General features: G+C 72.1%; 18 protein-coding genes and 1 tRNA gene. 15 read left to right on the forward strand and 4 right to left on the reverse strand.

The features are described from left to right. Positions 1 to 38 precede the first annotated feature (38 nt). Positions 39 to 1,625 carry a PP2C family protein-serine/threonine phosphatase gene (locus ACIOD1_RS18915; protein ID WP_401903446.1) on the reverse strand — a complete coding sequence of 529 codons (1,587 nt, stop codon included), beginning with the start codon at positions 1,623 to 1,625 and terminating at the stop codon, positions 39 to 41. Between the two features lie 656 nt (positions 1,626 to 2,281). Here ACIOD1_RS18915 and ACIOD1_RS18920 point away from each other — a divergent pair. Together ACIOD1_RS18920 and ACIOD1_RS18925 are read left to right on the forward strand one after the other, a co-directional pair. After that, positions 2,282 to 2,878, forward strand: coding sequence for a bifunctional DNA primase/polymerase (locus ACIOD1_RS18920; protein ID WP_401903563.1), 597 nt, complete (start codon positions 2,282 to 2,284; stop codon positions 2,876 to 2,878). Positions 2,879 to 3,044: 166 nt separating this feature from the next. Continuing rightward, on the forward strand, positions 3,045 to 3,605 hold the full coding sequence (locus ACIOD1_RS18925; RefSeq protein WP_365622015.1) for a hypothetical protein: 561 nt from the start codon (positions 3,045 to 3,047) through the stop codon (positions 3,603 to 3,605). A gap of 251 nt (positions 3,606 to 3,856) precedes the next feature. On the opposite strand, the gene ACIOD1_RS18930 is transcribed toward ACIOD1_RS18925, so the two are convergent. The 3 genes from ACIOD1_RS18930 to ACIOD1_RS18940 all read right to left on the reverse strand — a co-directional run bounded on the left by ACIOD1_RS18930 (position 3,857) and on the right by ACIOD1_RS18940 (position 6,567). Next, positions 3,857 to 4,831: a DUF5926 family protein gene (locus tag ACIOD1_RS18930; RefSeq protein WP_365622018.1), complete on the reverse strand. Its 975-nt coding sequence runs from the start codon at positions 4,829 to 4,831 to the stop codon at positions 3,857 to 3,859. Between the two features lie 259 nt (positions 4,832 to 5,090). Continuing rightward, entirely contained in the window at positions 5,091 to 5,693 is a 603-nt protein-coding gene (locus ACIOD1_RS18935; protein WP_401903450.1) for an ATP-binding protein, read from the reverse strand. 85 nt (positions 5,694 to 5,778) lie between these two features. After that, entirely contained in the window at positions 5,779 to 6,567 is a 789-nt protein-coding gene (locus ACIOD1_RS18940) for a glycerophosphodiester phosphodiesterase (protein WP_365622315.1), read from the reverse strand. A gap of 294 nt (positions 6,568 to 6,861) precedes the next feature. On the opposite strand from ACIOD1_RS18940, the gene ACIOD1_RS18945 reads away from it, so the two are divergent. The 13 genes from ACIOD1_RS18945 (at position 6,862) to ACIOD1_RS19005 (ending at position 18,814) form a co-directional block, all read left to right on the forward strand. Then, a complete protein-coding gene (locus ACIOD1_RS18945) occupies positions 6,862 to 8,445 on the forward strand; it encodes a S1C family serine protease (RefSeq protein WP_401903452.1) in 1,584 nt (527 codons plus the stop codon). Between the two features lie 81 nt (positions 8,446 to 8,526). After that, the gene (locus ACIOD1_RS18950; RefSeq protein WP_365622027.1) at positions 8,527 to 9,432 is read left to right on the forward strand and encodes a LysR family transcriptional regulator; all 906 of its coding nucleotides are present in this window, start codon (positions 8,527 to 8,529) and stop codon (positions 9,430 to 9,432) included. Positions 9,433 to 9,513: 81 nt separating this feature from the next. Beyond that, entirely contained in the window at positions 9,514 to 10,071 is a 558-nt protein-coding gene (locus ACIOD1_RS18955) for a cysteine dioxygenase (protein WP_401903454.1), read from the forward strand. Continuing rightward, positions 10,071 to 11,099, forward strand: a complete 1,029-nt coding sequence (locus ACIOD1_RS18960) for a YeiH family protein (protein ID WP_401903457.1) — start codon at positions 10,071 to 10,073, stop codon at positions 11,097 to 11,099. Before ACIOD1_RS18955 ends, ACIOD1_RS18960 begins: the two co-directional genes overlap by 1 nt. Positions 11,100 to 11,173: 74 nt before the next feature. After that, positions 11,174 to 11,260, forward strand: a tRNA-Ser gene (locus ACIOD1_RS18965). A 402-nt stretch (positions 11,261 to 11,662) separates the two neighbouring features. After that, complete coding sequence (locus ACIOD1_RS18970) at positions 11,663 to 12,088, forward strand: DUF6344 domain-containing protein (protein ID WP_365622036.1); 426 nt, start codon at positions 11,663 to 11,665, stop codon at positions 12,086 to 12,088. Positions 12,089 to 12,792: 704 nt separating this feature from the next. Further along, on the forward strand, positions 12,793 to 13,104 hold the full coding sequence (locus tag ACIOD1_RS18975) for a hypothetical protein (protein WP_365622039.1): 312 nt from the start codon (positions 12,793 to 12,795) through the stop codon (positions 13,102 to 13,104). 234 nt (positions 13,105 to 13,338) lie between these two features. After that, the gene (locus tag ACIOD1_RS18980; RefSeq protein WP_365622042.1) at positions 13,339 to 14,499 is read left to right on the forward strand and encodes an acyl-CoA dehydrogenase family protein; all 1,161 of its coding nucleotides are present in this window, start codon (positions 13,339 to 13,341) and stop codon (positions 14,497 to 14,499) included. Further along, positions 14,496 to 15,428 carry a bifunctional MaoC family dehydratase N-terminal/OB-fold nucleic acid binding domain-containing protein gene (locus ACIOD1_RS18985; protein ID WP_401903461.1) on the forward strand — a complete coding sequence of 311 codons (933 nt, stop codon included), beginning with the start codon at positions 14,496 to 14,498 and terminating at the stop codon, positions 15,426 to 15,428. The genes ACIOD1_RS18980 and ACIOD1_RS18985 overlap by 4 nt, the downstream gene beginning before the upstream one ends. Position 15,429: 1 nt before the next feature. Next, a complete protein-coding gene (locus tag ACIOD1_RS18990) occupies positions 15,430 to 16,542 on the forward strand; it encodes an acyl-CoA dehydrogenase family protein (RefSeq protein ID WP_401903463.1) in 1,113 nt (370 codons plus the stop codon). After that, complete coding sequence (locus ACIOD1_RS18995) at positions 16,539 to 16,928, forward strand: acyl dehydratase (RefSeq protein WP_365622051.1); 390 nt, start codon at positions 16,539 to 16,541, stop codon at positions 16,926 to 16,928. The genes ACIOD1_RS18990 and ACIOD1_RS18995 overlap by 4 nt, the downstream gene beginning before the upstream one ends. Beyond that, on the forward strand, positions 16,925 to 18,091 hold the full coding sequence (locus ACIOD1_RS19000) for a lipid-transfer protein (RefSeq protein ID WP_401903465.1): 1,167 nt from the start codon (positions 16,925 to 16,927) through the stop codon (positions 18,089 to 18,091). The genes ACIOD1_RS18995 and ACIOD1_RS19000 overlap by 4 nt, the downstream gene beginning before the upstream one ends. 189 nt (positions 18,092 to 18,280) lie before the next feature. Beyond that, on the forward strand, positions 18,281 to 18,814 hold the full coding sequence (locus ACIOD1_RS19005) for a SigE family RNA polymerase sigma factor (RefSeq protein WP_401903467.1): 534 nt from the start codon (positions 18,281 to 18,283) through the stop codon (positions 18,812 to 18,814). The last annotated feature ends 122 nt before the right edge of the window (positions 18,815 to 18,936 follow it).

Here is an 18,936-nt window from a genome sequence, read left to right on the forward strand (position 1 = left end):
ACGGATCCGCGCGTACCCGCGCGACCGTCGCCGCGCCGTCAGTCGAAGCGTGCCGCGAGCAGGACGACGTCCTCGTCGGGGTCCTTGCCGGGCGCGTCCGGGTCCTCGTCGGGCAGCACCGTCCGCAGGATGTGGTCGCAGAGGGCGGCCGGGTCGTCCCGAACGGCGCGGGGGACCCCGGCCGCCGCCGCGTGGAGCCGCGCGTACGCCCGGTCCATGGGGTCACCGGTACGGCGCAGCAGCCCGTCCGTGTAGAGCAGCACCGTTTCTCCGGGCGCGGGCTCGATCTCCACGCTCGGAGCCTCCCAGCAGGCCAGCATCCCGAGCGGCGCGGAGAGGGAGGTCTCCACGTACTCGGTCCGCCGCTCGCCGATGAGCAGCGGCGGGGTGTGCCCCGCCCCGGCCAGGATGATCTTGCGCGCGGCCGGCTCGCAGTACGCGAACAGCGCGGTCGCCGAGCGCGCGGGCTCGGTCAGCCGCAGCAGCAGCTCCAGGTCGGACAGGACCGCGACCGGGTCCTCCCCCTCCATGACGGCGTACGCGCGCAGTGAGGCCCGCAGGCGTCCCATCGCGGCGACGGCGCTCGGGCCGGATCCGGTGACGGATCCGACGGCCAGCCCCATCGCGCCCTCGGGCAGCGGCAGGGCGTCGTACCAGTCGCCACCCCCGCGCGGGCCGGTGTGGTGCCGGGCCGCGAGCTGCACGCCGGGGATCCGGGGGAGCCGGCTCGGCAGCAGTTCCTCGGCGACGACGGCCAACCGCGTGCGGGAACGATCCACCTCCAGCATCCGCGCCAGGTGCTCGGACGCGTGCCGGACGTAGAGGCCCACCAGATCGCGCTGGCGGTCGTTCGGCTCGGCCTGTTCGTCGTAGAGCCAGACCGCCGCACCCAGTCGTCCGGTGGCGTCGGCGCTCAGCGCCAGCGCGTAGCTGGCGGCGTAGCCCAGCCGGGCCGCGACCTCGCGGTGGCGGGGGTCGACGGGGGGTTCGTAGCCGCCGGTTCCCGGCGCGGCGGGCGCGGCGCCCGGCTCGGGGAGGACCTCGGAGCCGCCGTGGGCGTCGGGGAGTCCGTCGAGGATGCGGCCGTACGAGGTGGCGCTGCGCGGCACCGTCTCGATGTGGCCGAGGTCGGCGCGGCCCAAGCCCAGGCCGATGGTGGTGCTGGGGCCGAGGCCGTCGGAGGGCTCCAGGACGATCAGGCCGCGTCGGGCGCCGACGAGCGCGGCGCCGGCACGCAGGAATTCTCGCAGGGAGGAGTGGAGGTCAGCGGTCCGGGCGAGGCGCTCGGTGAGTTCGTGGAGGGTGGTGAGGTCGGAGACCATGCCGGCCAGCCGGTCCTGGATGACGCTGCTCGCCGCAGGCGGAACGGCCTGGGCGGGGGTGGTGCGTGGGGAAGCGGGGGTGGAGGTGGAACTGGACGTGGAGACGGGCGTGGGCGCCGCAGTGTGCGCTGACGCTGTAACTGCTGGATCGATTCCAGCCACTTTCGGCAGATGCGGGGCGCTCATGGCGTCCACCTTTCCACCTGGTGCGATTCGCCATATAGCATCGCAAACCCCCAGATCGTGCTGCGCCGCCATCAATGGATCCACATCTACACGCACACAAGGAGCGATGTCCAGCATTGTCCAGGTGGGAATCCTGGTGTCCGTGGGACGGCGACTCACGGTCGAGCCTGGGGCAAAACTTGGCCGGAAAAAGCGGCAAGCAGACGGTTTTTGCGGTCGACTGGGCGGGCCCCTCGGGGAGTAGGGGTACGTAATCGCCAGTGCCCGGGGCCAGTTGGCGTTTCGGCCGACACCCCCGGGACGTCCGGGAACCACCCGGAGCGGGCTGTCGTCCTTAGGGCGGCGGCCGGTCTCGGCACCGGTGCGGGTCGCGTTCATCCCCCGCCGGACGTTTGATGGACCCGTACGAAACCGCACGAACCGTGTGAACCTGCTTATGGCGGACAGTAACGCGAAACGTGTACGTGTGGTGAAACACCCGACACATGGTGTGATGTGGCCCTTCGGCGTTCAACGGAAAGGAACGAGCGCTCATGCGCGAGATCCTCGGAAGGCGTCTCCAGCGGCTCCGCGATCGCTTGAAACTCCTGCGCGCCAACGACCCCCGATCCGAACCGGGTTCCGACCCGGGATCCGACTCCGGCTCCGACCCCGGCTCGGGCCCCGCCCCGGGTTCCGACACGGGAGCCGACCCCCGACACCGCTCGCGCGCCGCGTCCCGGCGTGATTCCCGACCCCGTCCCGGTGAGCCCCGGACCCCCCTCGAAGCGGCTCTGACCTGTGCCTCCGCCTGGAACTGGCCCGTACTGCCCGGCGTGGGTCGGGCGAACGGCGACAGTTCCCGCTGCGCGTGCCCCGACCCCGACTGCGTCGTACCCGGCGCGCACCCCTTCGACCCCGGGCTGCTCGCCGCCACCACGGACCCCCGGATGATCGGCTGGTGGTGGGCCCGGCGGCCCAACGCCCCCGTGCTGCTGGCCACGGGAGGGGCGGCGCCGTGCGCGATGAGCCTGCCGGCCGAGGCGGCCGCACGGGCCCTCGTACGGCTGGACGCGCGGGGCCTGCGGCTGGGGCCGGTCGTGGCGACGCCCACGCGCTGGTCCCTGATGGTGGCCCCGTACTCCCTGGAGCGACTGGGCGAACTCCTCTACGCGAAGGACCACGTGCCCTCCTCGCTGCGCTTCCACGGCGAGGGCGGGTACCTCCTGTTGCCGCCCTCCGCGGCCTCCTCCGGCGGGCGGGTCCGCTGGGAACGGCCGCCGGAGGAAGGCCCCGAGAGGCTCTGGCTGCCCGAGGTGGAGGCGGTCGTGGACGCGCTGGTGGAGGCCGGCAGCGGGGCGCCGGACGGCGGCAGCAGACTCGCGTACTGAGCGGCGCGGGGCCCGTTCGCCGGGCCTCGCGTTCAGGCGCGTCCCGGGCCGCGCGCGCCCGGGCGTTGCGTGCGCGTCACTCGTACGGGTGCCAGTACGGCCGGTTTCCAAGGGAATTGGGCGCGGGGGCCTCCGTGGCCCTTTCCCGCGTCGCTATCTTCGGCGAATGAATCTCCGCCTGATCGGTATCGGCGCCGGTGTGTTGATCATCTTGTCGCTCCCCCTGGCAGGAGCGATCGCCGGGCCGGATTTCGCTGGTCAGGGCGACGGAAAAGGCCGGGGGTTGCTCTCCTCGCTCGGCCTGTCCGACCCCTCCCGTACGCAGGGCAAGGCGCGGCCCGCCGCCGCTCCCGAGGGGCCCGGTCCGGCCGAGCAGCCCCGTACGGATTCCCGCTGCGGACCCGAACTGTCCGCCCCGCAGGGGCTGGAGGCGCAGACCTGCGTCCTGCGGGGCGAGGGGCAGACCTGGGCCCGCAGCTACTACCGCAACACGAGCGGGCGGGCACTGGACGCCGTGTTGACGGTGATGGGGCCGGCCGGGCGCACCACGCAGATCCGCTGTGCGGTGGGCGCGGGGGACGAGCCGGGGCTGTGCGAGACGCCCCGGGACGATTCGGTGGGGACTCCGGAGGGCTACTCGGCCGTAGCGGAGTTTGCAGTTCCGGATGATGAAGGGCGGCTGCTCCTGCGGTCCGGGAGCAACTCACCGGCCCCGCGAGACGGTTGAGCACCGCCTGAAAATCAAGGGCCCGGTCGCTGGCGACGGGGGATGCACCAGCGACCGGGCTACAAGAACGGTAACAAGAGATCGCCGGTACGCAAATTCGATCTCTGATATTCGGACATCGATTTGCAGGCGATCAGAGGGAGTTGTGACTCCTGTCACCGCACCCGCCCGGACCTGCGGGGAGTCCGGCGCGCGGGTGCGACTGCGCCTCGGAAGGCGGCTCGTGAGCCGCCCCGCGAGGAGCCGTCGCGTCAGCTCAGGGTGACCTGACGGTTCGTGAGGCCACCGCGTGCGCGGCGCTCGTCCGAGGTCAGCGGGGCGTCCGTGGCCAGGGCCGCGGCGAGGCGCTCCGCCAGTTCGGCGGCGGGCTTCTCCACGTCGTCGGCCGAGACCCCGGTGGGCAGGTCCCAGACCGGAACCATCAGACCGTGTGCGCGGAAGGAACCGACGAGCTTGGTGCCCTCGCCGAGCGAGGAGGTGCCCGCCGCGTGCAGCCGCGCGAGGGCGTCGAGCAGCTTCTCCTCGGGGTGCGGCATGACCCAGCGCAGGTGGTTCTTGTCCGGGGTCTCGCACCAGTAGGACGCGTCGACGCCGGCGAGCTTGACGGTCGGAATGGCGGCGGCGTTGGCGCGCTCCAGCGAGGCGGCGATCTCCGGGCTCGCGTTCTGGGCGTCGTCCGTCTCCGGGAGCCAGAATTCGAACCCGCTGTGGACAACCGGCTCGAAAACGCCGTCGAGGTCCAGGAGATCCTGAAGTCGGGGACCCTCGGCCGGAACGCGGCGGGCCGGAACCGGAGTACCCGGTTCCGCGACGAGCGCGCGCTCCAGGGTGTCGGCCATGTCGCGGGCCAGGTCCCCGGTGGTGGACTCGTTCTGCAGGCCGATCAGGACGGAACCGTCCTCGCGGCGCAGGGCCGGCCAGGCCATGGGCAGTACGGTCACCAGCGTGACGGAGGGAACGCCCTCGGGCAGACCGCCCTTGAGGGTGAGCGGGATGGTGGCCGCGGGGACCAGCTCGCGCAGCGCGACCCAGTCGCACTCGCCCGGCAGGCCCTCGAAGGGGCGCTGCACGTGCTCGGTGACGGCGTGCGCGGCGGCGGCGCCGTGGCAGGCCTTGTAGCGGCGCCCGGATCCGCAGGGGCAGGGCTCGCGAGCGCCCACCACCGGGATTTCCCCGTTCGTGAGCTGCGGCTTCGCGGTCTTCGCGGCGGGGCGCTTCTTGGCCATCGTGGGTGTCTCCCGGTTGCGGCGGTACGGCGGTTTCTCTGGCGCGAGCCTAGCCGTTCGTACCGCCGCGACCGGCGGGGTGCGGCCGGGAGCACGGTCGGCGTGCGCTCCCGGACGGCCGCCTGTTCGGGTGTCCGGTCCTGCTGTCGGGTCACGGACCCGGATCGTCGCGGATCCAGGCCGTCGAGGGTCGCGGATCCAGGCCGTCGAGGGTCGTGGACCCAGGTCGTCCAGGGTCGTGGACCCAGGTCGTCGTGGGTCACGGATCCAGGTCGTCGAAGGCCGATGCGAAGTCGATCGCCGGGGCAGCGACGCGCGTAGCGAAATCCTCGTGCCGGGGCCCCCGGGCCACGACCACCCATACGGTGACCTCGCCCGCCGCTCCGTCCCGGACACCCCAGTCCTGGGCCAGGGCGCTGATGATGTTCAGCCCCCGACCGCCGCGCGCGGTGACCGAGGGCGTGGCCGGGATCGGGCGGGTGGGGCCGCCGCCGTCCGTGACCTCGACCGTCAGTCGCCCCGCCTTGTCGATGCGCCACGCGGCGCGCACCTCGCCGTCCCCGACCTCCCGCGAGCCCAGCGGCCGGCCGTGTCGGCAGGCGTTGCTGAGCAGTTCGGAAAGGATCAGAACGGCATCGTCCACGACGGATTCGGACACTCCGCTGATGCGCAGCTGTTCGCGCATGCGACGTCTCGCCTTGCCCACCCCCGCCGGACCATGGCATATGTCCATGTACGACGACGTGGGCACTTCCTGTGCCATCACCAACGCCACCCCCGGAACCTCCTTAGCCCCACGCCATGATCTGGATGCCCCAATGGCCTGGACCGGAAACCGCCACGAGAGGGACCTCTGACGCATTCATGACCAGTGATTGCGGAGCGGATGCGCCGGGGCACTCCCTGTGAGCCTCGTGACGGCTGGGTCGGGTGGGAGGAAAGGGGCGTCAGCGCCCCAGTTGTGACAGAACCTGACGCGGTCTGTTCGTGATGATCGCCTCCACGCCCAGATCAGCGCAGAGCTGAACGTCCTCGGGCTCGTTCACCGTCCATACGTGTACGGGGTGGCCCGCCGCCTGAAGCTTGCGGATGAAGCCGGGGTGGTTGCGGACGATCCGCATCCCCGGACCCGCGATCCGCACCCCGGCGGGAAGTCGCCCGTCGCGCATCCGGGGCGAGACGAACTGCATCAGGTACACGGTCGGGACCGTCGGGGTGGCTGCCCGTACGCGGTGGAGCGAGCGCGCCGAGAAGCTCATGACCCGGATCGGGTGCGGACCCTCGGCGGGCGGGGCGTCCAGGCCGAAGCGCTTGAGGAGGAAGAGCAGCCGCTCCTCCACCTGTCCGGCCCAGCGGGTCGGGTGCTTCGTCTCGATGGCGAGCTGGACGGGGCGCCCGGCGTCGGACACCAGCTCCAGCAGCCGCTCCAGGGTGAGGACGGAGGTGCGCTCGGGGTCGGCGTCCCAGTCGGGGGACTCCTCGCGGTCCTTCCAGGAGCCGAAGTCGAGCGCGGCGAGGTCGGCCAGCTCCAGGGCGGAGACGGCGCCTCGGCCGTTCGAGGTGCGGTTCACCCGGCGGTCGTGGACCAGGACGAGGTGGCCGTCGGCGGTCAGTCGCACGTCGCATTCGAGCGCGTCGGCACCGTCCTCGATGGCCCTGCGGTAGGCGGCCAGGGTGTGCTCGGGGGCCTCCTCCGAGGCGCCGCGGTGGGCGACGACCTGGATGGGGCGCGGCATTGCGTGGGTCACCCGGTCATGGTGCCATCGAGGCGGTGTCGTGCGTCGGGGTGAGTCCTGGGGATGCGCCCGATATGTCGGAGATAAAGGATGGGGGGGAGACGCACAGGTCCGGCTTACAGTGCTCCGACGGGTCATGGGAAAGGCTTCGCCTTGGAACTTGTACGGCACGTCGAACGTTCAGTCGGACCGATGCCGGAGCGACTTCTGACCGCTACCGACTGATTTTTCCCATAGCTGTGTGAGCCGGGCCGCAGAGGCCGTGTACGCCGTGTGTGACGAGGAGAGAGCGCTGTGAGCACCGAGAACGAGGGCACCGCGGCCCCGACGCCCCCCGCGGCCCCGTCCGCACCCCCTGTGCCGGTGGCCGCCGCGACCCCGGAGCCGACACCGCCGACCCCGGCGCCCGCGACCCCGCCCCAGGCTCCTCCGGTCTCCGCCCCGGGCATCGAGCACACCCAGCAGCTGCCGCCGACCCCGCAGGCTCCCCCCGCGCCCCCGGCCTACGGCCAGGGATACGGTCAGGGCCCGGCCGACGGCCATGACCAGCCGCACGACCAGACCCGCACGCAGTCCCACGACCAGACCCAGGCCCAGGCTCACGCCCAGGACCCCGGCGCGCCGGCCGCCGCGTACGGGGCCGAGGGCTGGCCCCCGCCGCCGCCCGAGGTCCCCGCGTACGGCCAGGCAGGCGGCCACGGCGGCCAGGGAGGCGGCCACGACGTCTGGGGCGCGCCCCTCGGCACCCCGCAGCCCAAGCCGAAGGGCAAGGGCGGCCTGGTCGCGGCCGTCCTGGTGGCGGCCCTCCTCGCGGGCGGCATCGGCGGCGGCGTCGGCTACTGGGCGGCCCAGCGCACCGACCACGGCTCCGGCTCGACCACGATCACCGCGGGCAACACCCCGAAGGACCTCAAGCGGGACGCGTCCTCCGTCGCCGGGTTGGCCGCCTCCGCGCTCCCCAGCGTCGTCACCATCGAGGCCTCGGCCGGGGACGGCGAGGGCGGCACCGGTACCGGCTTCGTCTACGACCAGCAGGGCCACATCCTCACGAACAACCACGTGGTGGCCTCCGCGGCGAACGGCGGCAAGCTCTCCGCGACGTTCTCCGACGGCAAGAAGTACGACGCCGAGGTGGTCGGCCGGGCCCAGGGCTACGACGTCGCCGTCCTCAAGCTGAAGAACCCGCCCTCGGGCCTCAAGCCGCTGGCCCTCGGGGACTCCGACAAGGTCGCGGTGGGCGACTCGACCATCGCGATCGGCGCCCCCTTCGGCCTGTCGAACACGGTGACCACCGGCATCGTCAGCGCCAAGAACCGCCCGGTGGCCTCGGGCGACGGCTCCGGCGGCAAGAACTCGTACATGAGCGCCCTCCAGACGGACGCCTCCATCAACCCGGGCAACTCCGGTGGCCCGCTGCTCGACGGCCACGGCGCGGTCATCGGCATCAACTCGGCGATCCAGTCCGCCGGCAACGGCGGCTTCGGAGGCGGCCAGGCCGGTTCGATCGGCCTGGGCTTCGCCATCCCGATCAACCAGGCCAAGAACGTCGCGGTGTCGCTCATCCAGACCGGCAAGCCGGTCTACCCGGTGATCTCGGTCTCCGTGGACCTCCAGGCCAAGGTGGACGGCGCGAAGATCTCCGAGCAGGGCGCCGCCGCCAACGAGCTGGTCGACCCCAGCGGTCCGGCCGGCAAGGCGGGCCTCAAGCCCGGCGACATCATCACCGAGTTCGGCGGCAAGCCCGTCGACAGCGGCCCGACCCTGATCAGCCTGATCTGGACGCACAAGCCGGGTGACACGGTGAAGATGACCTACCTGCGCGGTGGCAAGCCGTCCACGGTCGACATCACCCTGGGATCGCGGGTCGGCGACAAGTAGCGCGATCCGATGGCTTGTTGGGAGGGGCCGTAGGCGGGAATCCGCCTACGGCCCCTCCCAACATCCGCTTATGCTTCGCAGGTGTTCGATTCACGGCACATACGGACATTCCACGAAGTGGTCGCGGCGGGCTCGTACTCCGCGGCGGCCCGGGCGCTCGGCTACACCCAGCCGGCGGTCACCCAGCAGATGAAGGCGCTCGCCCGCGCCGTCGGCACCCCGCTGTTCACGCGCGTGGGCCGGAACATGCGGCTCACGGAAGCCGGCGAGTCCCTGGCCCGGCACGCCGAGTCCATCCTGGGGAGCCTCTCGGCCGCCGAGGCCCAGATGAAGGCGTACACGCGACTGCGCACCGGGCGCGTACGGGTCTGCGGATTCCCCAGCGCCAACGCCACCCTCGTCCCGGAAGCGCTCAGCGGGCTCGCCAAGGAACACCCCGGCATCCAGGTGGAACTCCTGGAGGGCGAGCCGCCCGCATCCCTGCGCCGACTCCAGAGCGGCGAGTGCGACATCACCCTCGCCTTCACCTACCCGGGGCTGCACGAGGAGATCCCCGAGGGGGTCACCGAGGTCAGGCTGCTGGAAGACCAGCTGACGGTACTGCTGCCGACCGGCCACCCGCTGGCCCGGCGCCGGGCCGTCCACCTCGCCGACCTCGCCGAGGAACGCTGGATCGCGGGCTGTCCGCGCTGCCGGGCGAACCTGCTGCACGAGTGCGCCGAGCTGGGCTTCGTCCCCGACATCCGCTTCGCCACCGATGACAACCTGGTGGTCCAGAGCCTGGTCGCGCAGGGGCTCGGCGTGGCGATGACGCCCGCGTTGGTGCTGCCCTCGCTCTCCCTCACCCGGGTCTGCGGTCGCGTGCTCGATCCGCCCGCCCGCCGCCACATCTCCGCGTACGTCCACCACGACCACCTGCGGATCCCGGCCACGGCCGTGGTCCTGGAGCACCTCCGACGGGTCGCCTCGAACCGTGTGGGCTGCTGACCCCCATCCATAAGCCCGGCTTGGGATTTCAGGTCACAACTGGCGTTGGACGTGATGGGTGCCCGGGCGGACGCTGCTGGCATGACCACCACCACGCCGGCCCGTACGACCGCGAGGACGGCCGCCCTCGTCCACGAGATCCGCCAGGTCGTCGATCGGGGGCTGGCCCCCGATCTGACCGCGTACCTGGTCGGGGAGCGGCTCGCCCCGCACCTCGGCGCGCCCGACCTGCTCACTTGCGATCAGCGCGAGGGCCACCCCGACCGGTACCGCCAGCACGTCCTGCACACCGAGCCGGACGGAGGGTTCTCCGTGGTGGCCCTGGTCTGGCTGCCCGGTCAGGAGACCGCCATCCACGACCACGTCTCCTGGTGTGTGGCCGGGGTGCACGAGGGCGCCGAGCGCGAGGTTCGCTACCGGCTCGCCCCGGCGCCCGCTGCCGGCGGCGCGGCCCGTCTCGTGGCGACGGAGGAGGTCGTCAACGAGCAGGGCGAGGTCTGCGGCTTCGCGCCGCCGGGGGACATCCACAAGGTCCGCAACTCCTGCGGGACGAAAGCCATCTCGGTGCACGTCTACGGGGCCGACGTGGCCCGGTTGGGCAGCAGTGTCCGCCGGGTCTACCCGGAGCCGACGGGCTGATGGCCCTGCTGCGGACGGCCCGTGTTTCACGTGAAACATCCACCCCGTGGCCCGGCTTGGGTCTGGCCGTGGCCGGAGCGGCCCTCGCCTGGTGCGCGCACCACGTGGTCCCGGCCGTCCCCATGCTGACCGCCTCGGTGGTGCTCGGCATCGCGGCGGCCCACGTTCCCGGCGTACGGGACCTCGTGCGCGGCCCCGCCCGCCCGGGGCTGTCCCTGGCCGGGCGGCGTCTCATGCGGATCGGCATCGTCCTGCTGGGCTTCGGCCTGGGCCTGGACCAGGTGGTCCGACTCGGCTGGGCGACGGTGGCGATGGTGACCGGGGTGGTCGCGGCGACCTTCTTCGGCACGCTCTGGCTGGGCCGGCGCCTCGGACTCCCGGGCGAGCAGCCCCTGTTGATCGCCACCGGGTACGCGATCTGCGGGGCCTCGGCGATCGGTGCGGTGAGCGAGGTGTCCGGGAGCGAGGAGGAGGACGTGGCCGCCTCCGTGGCCCTGGTCACCCTCTGCGGGACCTTGGCGATCGCGCTGCTCCCGCTCCTCCAGGGCCCGTTGGGGCTCACCGACGTCGCGTTCGGCCGCTGGGTCGGCGCGAGCGTCCATGACGTCGGCCAGGTGGTGGCGACGGCCCAGACCGCGGGACCGGCCGCCCTGGGGGAGGCGGTGCTGGTCAAGCTGATGCGGGTGGCGCTGCTGGCCCCGCTCGTGGCGGCGGTGGCCTTCTCGCTCCGGGCCCGCCGGCGCGGACTCCGCACCCCGTCGGGGAAGCGGCCGGCCCCGGTCCCGCTGTTCGTGGCCGGGTTCCTCATGACGGCGGCGCTCCGGGCCACGGGGCTGCTCCCCCCAGCCCTGCTCGACCTGGCGCACACCGCGCAGGAGGGGCTCCTCGCCGCGGCCCTGGTCGGCTTGGGCACCGCCGTCCACCTCCCCACCATGGCCCGCACCGGCCCCCGGGCGGCCCTCCTCGGCCTCGGCGCCTGGGTGGTGGTGGCGGGGGCCTCGTACGCGGGAGTCCTCCTCACCACCTGACCCACCGTCCCCTCCCCCACCCCGCAAATCCCCCACCCCACCCACCCCCACATCCCGGTACTCTGTACCGGCCAGGTGGGTTGCCCGAGCGGCCTAAGGGAACGGTCTTGAAAACCGTCGTGGCAGCGATGTCACCGTGGGTTCAAATCCCACACCCACCGCAGGTGAACGGCCCCTGACCGGAACGAACGGTCAGGGGCCGTTTCCGTGCCCTGGGGTGGGGCGGCCCGGGGCGGGGTGGGGCGGGGCGAGTCCGTGGTCGCGGTTCGTGGTCGCGGTTCGTGGGTTCCACTCGCTCGACCGAGTCGTGGAGCGCGAACATCCGCCGAGCGGCGACGGCGGTTTCGTGCTGGAGGTGGATGCCGTGTGCCGCTTGCCTTCCGTGGTGCCTCCACACCGGTCTGCTCGTGAGCTTGTCGGACCGCGAAAAGTGCCTTTTGGGCCTTTCGGGTGGTGTTTGTCGGAAGATCGGCGCGCGTCGTGGGGGCCCTGCGGTTGCGGCCACATCATGACGAATGTATTCAGATCCGTCCGTCGGAACATCGCGAAATGAGGCATTCGTCATGACCAACCGCAGCAGCATCACGTCGATCTGGACCACCGTCCTCGCGGCGCTCGTCGCGTTCCTGACCGCCCTCGGTCTCGGCGGCAAGGCGACCCCGGTCGCCGCCGCGGCTTCCGTCTCCGCTCCTGCGGCTTCCTCGGTGCGCCGGTCGGCGGTGGTGGCGCGGCGGACGTGGAGGGAGACGATGCGGGGTGGTTCGCTTCCGCCCACGATCAAGCAGCGGATCCGCGCCGAGGCGCACGGCAAGTCCCCGTCCGTCCGCCGCTCGACCACCGCTGCCGCCCTCGCCGGTGACGCCGTACGCGAGGTGCCGTTGTCCGCGGGACGGGATCAGGTTCAGGCGCAGGGTCGGGGTCAGGGCCAGGTGCTGGGTCAGGAGCAGGGTCGGGGTCAGGTTCAGGGACGGCTCGCGCTCGCGGCGTAGGGGTTGAGGGATCGGTAGGACCTGGAGGGCCCCGCGCAGGATCGCGGGGAGTCGCAAGTTCGCAGGTGTGGACTCGGTGATGCGGTGTAGGCAGCGGATCCAGTCCAAGTGGTCCAGGCATTACAGGTGGTCCGGGTAGTTCAGGCAGTTCAGGCAGTGCGGGCAACTCAGGTGACGTGAATGGCAGGCGGTAGAGGCGGTAGAAGCAGCACAAGCACAAGCACAAGCACGAGTGCGAAACGAGTCGTAGGCGCTGGAGCCCGGTCGGTCGGTCGTGACCGCGGATCGCGCCGCGCAGTGCCCCCGGGAGTGGGGCACGGAGGGATCGCCCCGGCGGACGTCGGGGGCGCGCAGGGGGCGTGGAGCTTGGTATTACAGGGCCGCAGGCCCGGGAGACGGTGGGGTTCCCGGACGACGCGGCCCTCTTCGGCATGTCCGGTGCCGGTTGGTTTGGCGGAACGATTCGCCCCTTGCGTGGCAAGGGTTCCGGCCGGGTTCGTGGTGCCGACCGGCGGTGGCGGGGCTTGATCGGGGTTTATTCGATGTTGCTCATGCTTGCGGGGGAATGGGGGCCTCCGGGGTGGTTCGCCGGGGATTCGGTGGGCAACTCTGGTCTCGCGACGTCGCAGCAACACGGAACGATCGAGGCGGTCGGCCAACTGCCTTGACGCATACCCGACTTCGGTTTCATGGAGGATCAAGACATGGCAAGCATCCGTACCGCCCGCGTCATCACCGCCGTCGCCGCCCTGCCCCTCGCCGTCGCCCTCTTCGGCGGCGTGGCCTCGGCCGACAACGGTTCCTTCGCGAACGACGGATCGAATGCGAGCGTCGCGAGCATCATCGGCAGTGGTGTGGGCGGCAACAACCACGGCAACTCCTCGACCTCGCAGCAGGTGGCCACCGGCTCCGGTGCGTCGAACCAGAACAACAACGCGCAGGTCAACGGCTCGGCCTTCACACAGATCCATCAGTCCAACTCGAACATCGCGGTGAACTTCCTCCCCTGGTGGTGAGTGCTCCCTGACCCCCGCTGATCGCTGAGGGCGCCCGTACGACCGGACCGGCTGGGGTCCGGTCGTGCGGGCGCCCTGCCGCATGCGCTCCCACGCCCTTCCGGACCGCCTCGCCGCTCGCCCCCAACCCGTCCGCCTCTCCGTGTGCTCGCCCCGCCCCGACCTTGACATCGTGACCGAATCTGACGGACAGTCAGGTCCACTCGTCCGATGTGATGGCTGGAGGCCAGCGCCGTGCATCTCGCCCCGTCCGAAGGCCAGTTGCGGCTGCGTGCCGAACTGCGCGAGTACTTCCACGATCTACTGCCGGACGGGGTGCCCCAGGACCCGGACGCCCAGCGCGCCCTTCTGCGCCGCATCGGCGCGGACGGGCTGCTCGGTCTCGGCTGGCCCGTCGAGTACGGGGGCCAAGGCCGAGGACCGGACGAGCAGTTCGTCTTCTTCGACGAGGCCTACCGGGCCGGCGCCCCCGTCTCCATGGTCACCCTCAACACCGTCGGCCCCACGCTCATGAAGTACGGCACGCAGGAGCAGAAGGACTACTTCCTGCCCCGCATCCTCCGGGGCGAGATCGTCTTCGCGATCGGCTACTCGGAGCCCGAGGCCGGCACCGACCTCGCGTCGCTGCGCACCCGAGCCGTCCGCCAGGGCGGCCCCGACGGGGACTGGCTCGTCGACGGGCAGAAGGTGTTCACGTCGAACGCACAGAACGCGGACTGGATCTGGCTGGCCTGCCGCACCGACCCCGAGGCCCCCAAGCACAAGGGCATCTCGATCATCCTGGTGCCCACCGACAGCCCCGGCTTCGCGTGGACCCCGATCGAGACCGTCGGCGGACTGACCACCACCGCGACCTACTACGACGGCATCCGCGTCCCCGCCGGGCACCTCGTCGGTCCCGAGCACGGCGGCTGGGGCCTGATCACCAACCAGCTCAACCACGAACGAGTCGCCCTCGCCGCCATCGGCATGCAGGCGGAGGACTTCTACGAGGCCGCCCTCACCCACGCCCGCACCCCCGACCCGGCCACCGGGGAGCGAGCCGCGGACCAGCCCTGGGTGCGGGCCCGGCTCGCCGAGGCCCATGCCCGGCTGGCCGCGGTACGCCTCCTGAACTGGCGCCTCGTCCAGGACGTCGGCGCGGACACCCTGGCTCCCGGCGATGCCAGCGGGGTCAAGTTCCTCGGCACCGAGTCCACCGTCGAGGTCTACCGGATCTGCCAGGAGGCGGTCGGCGAGGAGGCCCTCCTGAGGGGGCCGGAGGCCTTCGCGGGCGGAGAACTGGAGCGGATGAACAGGGCCGCCCAGATCAACACCTTCGGCGGCGGGGTCAGCGAGGTCCAGCGGGAGATCGTCGCCATGATGCGGCTCGGGATGAAGGGCAGGAAGCGATGACCCACGCGTCCGCGGAGGAGGACCGCCTCCACACCCTCCTCAAGGAGTTCGAGGGCCGGCCGGCGGCCACCGGCGGCCGGGCCAAGGACGAGGTCAACGAGCCGATGATCCGGCACTGGTGCGAGGCGATGGGCGACACCAACCCCGCCTACACGGGACCGGACGCCATCGCCCCGCCCACCATGCTCCAGGCCTGGACGATGGGCGGCCTCTCCGGCCACACCGGGCGTTCCTCCGCCTACGACGAACTCCTCGCCCTCCTCGACGGCGCGGGCTGCACCTCCGTCGTCGCCACCGACTGCGAGCAGGAGTACGCCCGCCCGCTGCGCCCCGGAGACACGGTCACCTTCGACGCCGTGATCGAGTCGGTCTCCCCGCGCAAGACCACGAAGCTCGGCACCGGGTACTTCGTGACGACCCGGATGGACGTCCACGCCGAAGGGGAACTCGCCGGCACCCACCGCTTCCGCATCCTCAAGTACGCCCCGGCCGCGGTCGGGAAGGTCCGGGCGGCGGAGCCCGCGCCCAAGGCCCGGCGACCCCGGCCCGTGATCAACCGCGACAACCAGGGCTTCTGGGACGGGGTCCGCGCCCACAAGCTGCTGATCCAGCGCTGCACCGCCTGCCGGACCCTGCGCTTCCCCTGGCTGCCCGGCTGCAACGCCTGCGCCTCGCCCGACTGGGACACCGTCGAGGCGAACGGCGCGGGCACGGTCTTCTCGTACGTCGTCATGCACCACCCGCCCTTCCCGGCCTTCGACCCCCCGTACGCGGTGGCCCTGGTCGAACTCGCCGAGGGAGTCCGGGTGATCGGCAACATCACCGGCGTTCCCTACGACAAGGTCCGCATCGGCCTCCCGGTCCGACTGGAGTTCCTGCGCGTCGACGACTCCCTCGAACTCCCCGTCTTCCGAGGAGAGGCCGGCTGACATGGACTTCCACCCCACCGAGGAGCAGACCGAGGCGGTCGATCTCGCCGCCAGGATCTTCCGCGACCTCGCCACGCACGAACGCCTCGCCGGCGCGGGCACCGGCAGCGACGCCGAACTGTGGAAGGCACTGACCACCGCCGGACTGATCGCCGCCGTCGAGGACATCGGGCTGCTCGGCCTGGTCCTGGTCCTGGAGGAACAGGGCCGCACCACCGCCCAGGTCCCGTACGCCGCCACCTGCGTCTACGGTCTCCTCCCGGTCGCCGCCCACGGGAGCCCCGAACAGCGGGCCCGACTTCTGCCGGCCCTTGGCACCGGAGAGGCCGTGGCCACCGGCGCCTTCCCGCACCGCGGCCGGATCACCGCCTCGCCCGACGGTCGCCTCACCGGCACCGCCCCCGTCGTGCCCTGGCTGCGCGAGGCCACCCACGTCCTGGTCCCGGACGCCGACCGGGCGCTGTGGCTCGTACGGACCGACGCGCCCGGGGTGGTCACGCGGCCGGTGGAGACCACGGCGCCGTGGTCCGCGGGCCGGCTCACCCTCACGGATACACCGGCGGAGCGCCTCGGCGACCCGGGCTCCCCACCCGCCCCGGGCACCGGTTCCGCCCCGGACACCCACCCCGCCCCCGACACCACCGCGTACGAGGCCACCCTCGCCGCCGCCCGCACCGCCTTCGCCGGCCTCCAGGCGGGTGTCTGCGCGGGCTCCCTGGCCCGCGCCGTCGAGTACACCTCCACCCGCGAGCAGTTCGGCCGGCCGCTCTCCACCAACCAGGGCGTCATGCTGCGCGCAGCCGACGCCCACATGGACACCGAGGCGATCCGGGTCACCGCCTACGAGGCGGCCTGGCGCATCGATGCGGGGCTCCCGGCGCGCGAGCACGCCCTCACGGCGGCCTGGTGGGCCTCCGAGGCGGGCAAACGGGTCGTGCACGCGGGCCAGCACCTGCACGGCGGCATGGGCGCCGATCTCGACCACCCCGTCCACCGGCACTTCCTGTGGGGGCGCCAACTGGACGCGTACCTGGGCTGCGGCAGCGAGCTGCTCGCCGAACTGGGCGCCGTACTGGCGACCGTGACCCCCGCGACGGAGAGGGACGACACGTGAACGTCGGCGACGCACTGGAGCCGCTGGAGGTCCCGGTGACCCGGACCCTGATCGTCGCGGGCGCCATCGCCTCACGCGACTACCAGGACGTGCACCACGACGCGGAGATCGCCCGCGAGAAGGGCTCCCCGGACATCTTCATGAACATCCTGACCACCAACGGCCTGGTCGGCCGGTACATCACCGACCGGCTCGGTCCGCACACCGTCCTGCGCAAGGTGGCCATCCGGCTCGGCGCGCCCAACCACCCGGGCGACACCATGACCCTGTCGGGCACCGTCACCGCCCTCGACGGAGACACCGCCGAGATCCGGGTCGTCGGCGCCAACGGCGTCGGCCACCACGTCACGGGGACCGTGACCGTCACCCTGGGGGCCGGGGCATGAGCGTCCGCGACCGCGACGGCCTCGGCGGGCGCGCCGCCATCGTCGGCATCGGAGCGACGGAGTTCTCCAAGGACTCCGGCCGCAGCGAGCTCAAGCTCGCCGTCGAGGCCGTCCACGCCGCCCTCGACGACGCCGGGCTCGCCCCCTCCGACGTCGACGGCATGGTCACATTCACCATGGACACCAGCCCCGAGATCACCGTCGCCCAGGCGGCCGGCATCGGGGAGCTGTCCTTCTTCTCGCGCATCCACTACGGAGGCGGCGCGGCCTGTGCCACCGTCCAACAGGCGGCCCTCGCCGTCGCCACCGGGGTGGCCGAGGTCGTGGTCTGCTACCGGGCCTTCAACGAACGCTCCGGACGCAGGTTCGGCTCCGGCGTCCAACAGCGCGAAGCCTCGGCGGAGGGCGCGGCGCTCGGCTGGGCGCTCCCCTGGGGGTTGCTCACCCCGGCCTCCTGGGTGGCCATGACCGCCCAGCGCTACCTGCACGCCTACAACCTGACCCCCGAGGCCTTCGGCCACGTCGCGGTCACCGGCCGCCGGCACGCCGCGAACAACCCCGCCGCCTACTTCCACGGCAAGCCCATCACCCTCGCCGACCACGCCGCCTCCCGCTGGATCGTGGAGCCGCTACGGCTGCTCGACTGCTGCCAGGAGACCGACGGAGGCCAGGCCATCGTCGTGACCACCACCGAGCGGGCCCGGGACCTCCGCCGCAAGCCCGCCGTGATCACCGCCGCCGCGCAGGGAGCCGGCCGTCGCCAGGAGGCCATGACCTCCTTCTACCGTGACGACCTCACCGGGCTGCCCGAGATGGACGTGGTCGCCCGCCAGCTCTGGCGGACCAGCGGGCTGCGCCCCTCGGACATCGACGTCGGCATCCTCTACGACCACTTCACCCCCTTCGTCCTGATGCAGTTGGAAGAGTTCGGGTTCTGCGGCCCCGGCGAGGCCGCCGACTTCGTCGCCGCCGGGGCACTGCCCCTCAACACCCACGGCGGCCAGCTGGGCGAGGCCTACCTGCACGGCATGAACGGGATCGCCGAAGCCGTCCGCCAACTGCGCGGCACCTCCGTCAACCAGGTCCCCGGCGCCGTCCACGCGCTGGTCACGGCCGGGACGGGCGTCCCGACCTCCGGACTCGTCCTCGGAGCCGAGGGCTGACCCCCGCAGTCCAAGAGGGGTCGGGCCGTCCCCGAGGGGCCCGGCCCGACCCGGGCCCGGGGTCCCACCCCGCCCCGTCTCCTCCACCTGGAGGAGGTCGGGCACGGCGGCGACCTACAACCTGAGACGGACCCCGCTTCGGCACCTGCGGGCGATTCCACGGGCGCCGCCCGCTCCTAGCGTGGAGCCATGACCACGCCTGTGTGCCCGCTCGCCTCGAACCCGACGCCGTACCCGTCGTTCTCGGCGTACGTACGGACCCGCGGCACGGTCCTGATGCGCACCGCCCGCTCCCTCACCGCGAACCCCTGCGACGCCGAGGACCTGCTCCAGACCGCCCTCGCCAAGACGTACGTGGCCTGGGACCGCATCGATGACCATCGCGCCCTCGACGGCTACGTCCGGCGCGCCCTGGTCAACACGCGGACTTCCCAGTGGCGCAAGCGCAAGGTCGACGAGTTCGTCTGCGACGAGATCCCCGAGGTCGAGGAACCGCCGGCCGTCGACGCCGCGGAGGCCCAAGCCCTGCGGGACGCGATGTGGCGGGCCGTGACCCGGCTGCCGGACCGGCAACGGGCGATGGTGGTGCTGCGGTACTACGAGGACCTGAGCGAGGCGCAGACCGCCGAACTCCTCGAAGTCTCCGTGGGCACGGTCAAGAGCGCCGTCTCCCGCGCGCTCGTCAAGCTCCGCCAAGACCCGGAACTGACCCTGGTGCGCTGAGGCCGACCCTCCCGCCACGGCTCCACCCGGCCCCTGTTTCACGTGAAACACGCCACCTCGCCCGGTGTTTCACGTGAAACACCGCTGCTGTGTTTCACGTGAAACACCGCCACAACCGGAGC

It is taken from the genome of Streptomyces sp. NPDC088097, from assembly GCF_044741845.1.
Classification (GTDB): domain Bacteria; phylum Actinomycetota; class Actinomycetes; order Streptomycetales; family Streptomycetaceae; genus Streptomyces.

Bases quoted from the DNA above. Each gene is read 5' to 3' on its own strand.
- ACIOD1_RS18975 (WP_365622039.1), top strand. From the start codon at position 12,793: ATGGCAAGCATCCGTACCGCCCGCGTCATCACCGCCGTCGCCGCCCTG.
- ACIOD1_RS18970 (WP_365622036.1), top strand. From the start codon at position 11,663: ATGACCAACCGCAGCAGCATCACGTCGATCTGGACCACCGTCCTCGCG.
- ACIOD1_RS19005 (WP_401903467.1), top strand. From the start codon at position 18,281: ATGACCACGCCTGTGTGCCCGCTCGCCTCGAACCCGACGCCGTACCCG.
- ACIOD1_RS18960 (WP_401903457.1), top strand. From the start codon at position 10,071: ATGGCCCTGCTGCGGACGGCCCGTGTTTCACGTGAAACATCCACCCCG.
- ACIOD1_RS18955 (WP_401903454.1), top strand. From the start codon at position 9,514: ATGACCACCACCACGCCGGCCCGTACGACCGCGAGGACGGCCGCCCTC.
- ACIOD1_RS18990 (WP_401903463.1), top strand. From the start codon at position 15,430: ATGGACTTCCACCCCACCGAGGAGCAGACCGAGGCGGTCGATCTCGCC.
- ACIOD1_RS18985 (WP_401903461.1), top strand. From the start codon at position 14,496: ATGACCCACGCGTCCGCGGAGGAGGACCGCCTCCACACCCTCCTCAAG.
- ACIOD1_RS18935 (WP_401903450.1), bottom strand. From the start codon at position 5,693: ATGCGTCAGAGGTCCCTCTCGTGGCGGTTTCCGGTCCAGGCCATTGGG.
- ACIOD1_RS19000 (WP_401903465.1), top strand. From the start codon at position 16,925: ATGAGCGTCCGCGACCGCGACGGCCTCGGCGGGCGCGCCGCCATCGTC.
- ACIOD1_RS18915 (WP_401903446.1), bottom strand. From the start codon at position 1,625: ATGCTGGACATCGCTCCTTGTGTGCGTGTAGATGTGGATCCATTGATG.
- ACIOD1_RS18925 (WP_365622015.1), top strand. From the start codon at position 3,045: ATGAATCTCCGCCTGATCGGTATCGGCGCCGGTGTGTTGATCATCTTG.
- ACIOD1_RS18940 (WP_365622315.1), bottom strand. From the start codon at position 6,567: ATGCCGCGCCCCATCCAGGTCGTCGCCCACCGCGGCGCCTCGGAGGAG.
- ACIOD1_RS18930 (WP_365622018.1), bottom strand. From the start codon at position 4,831: ATGGCCAAGAAGCGCCCCGCCGCGAAGACCGCGAAGCCGCAGCTCACG.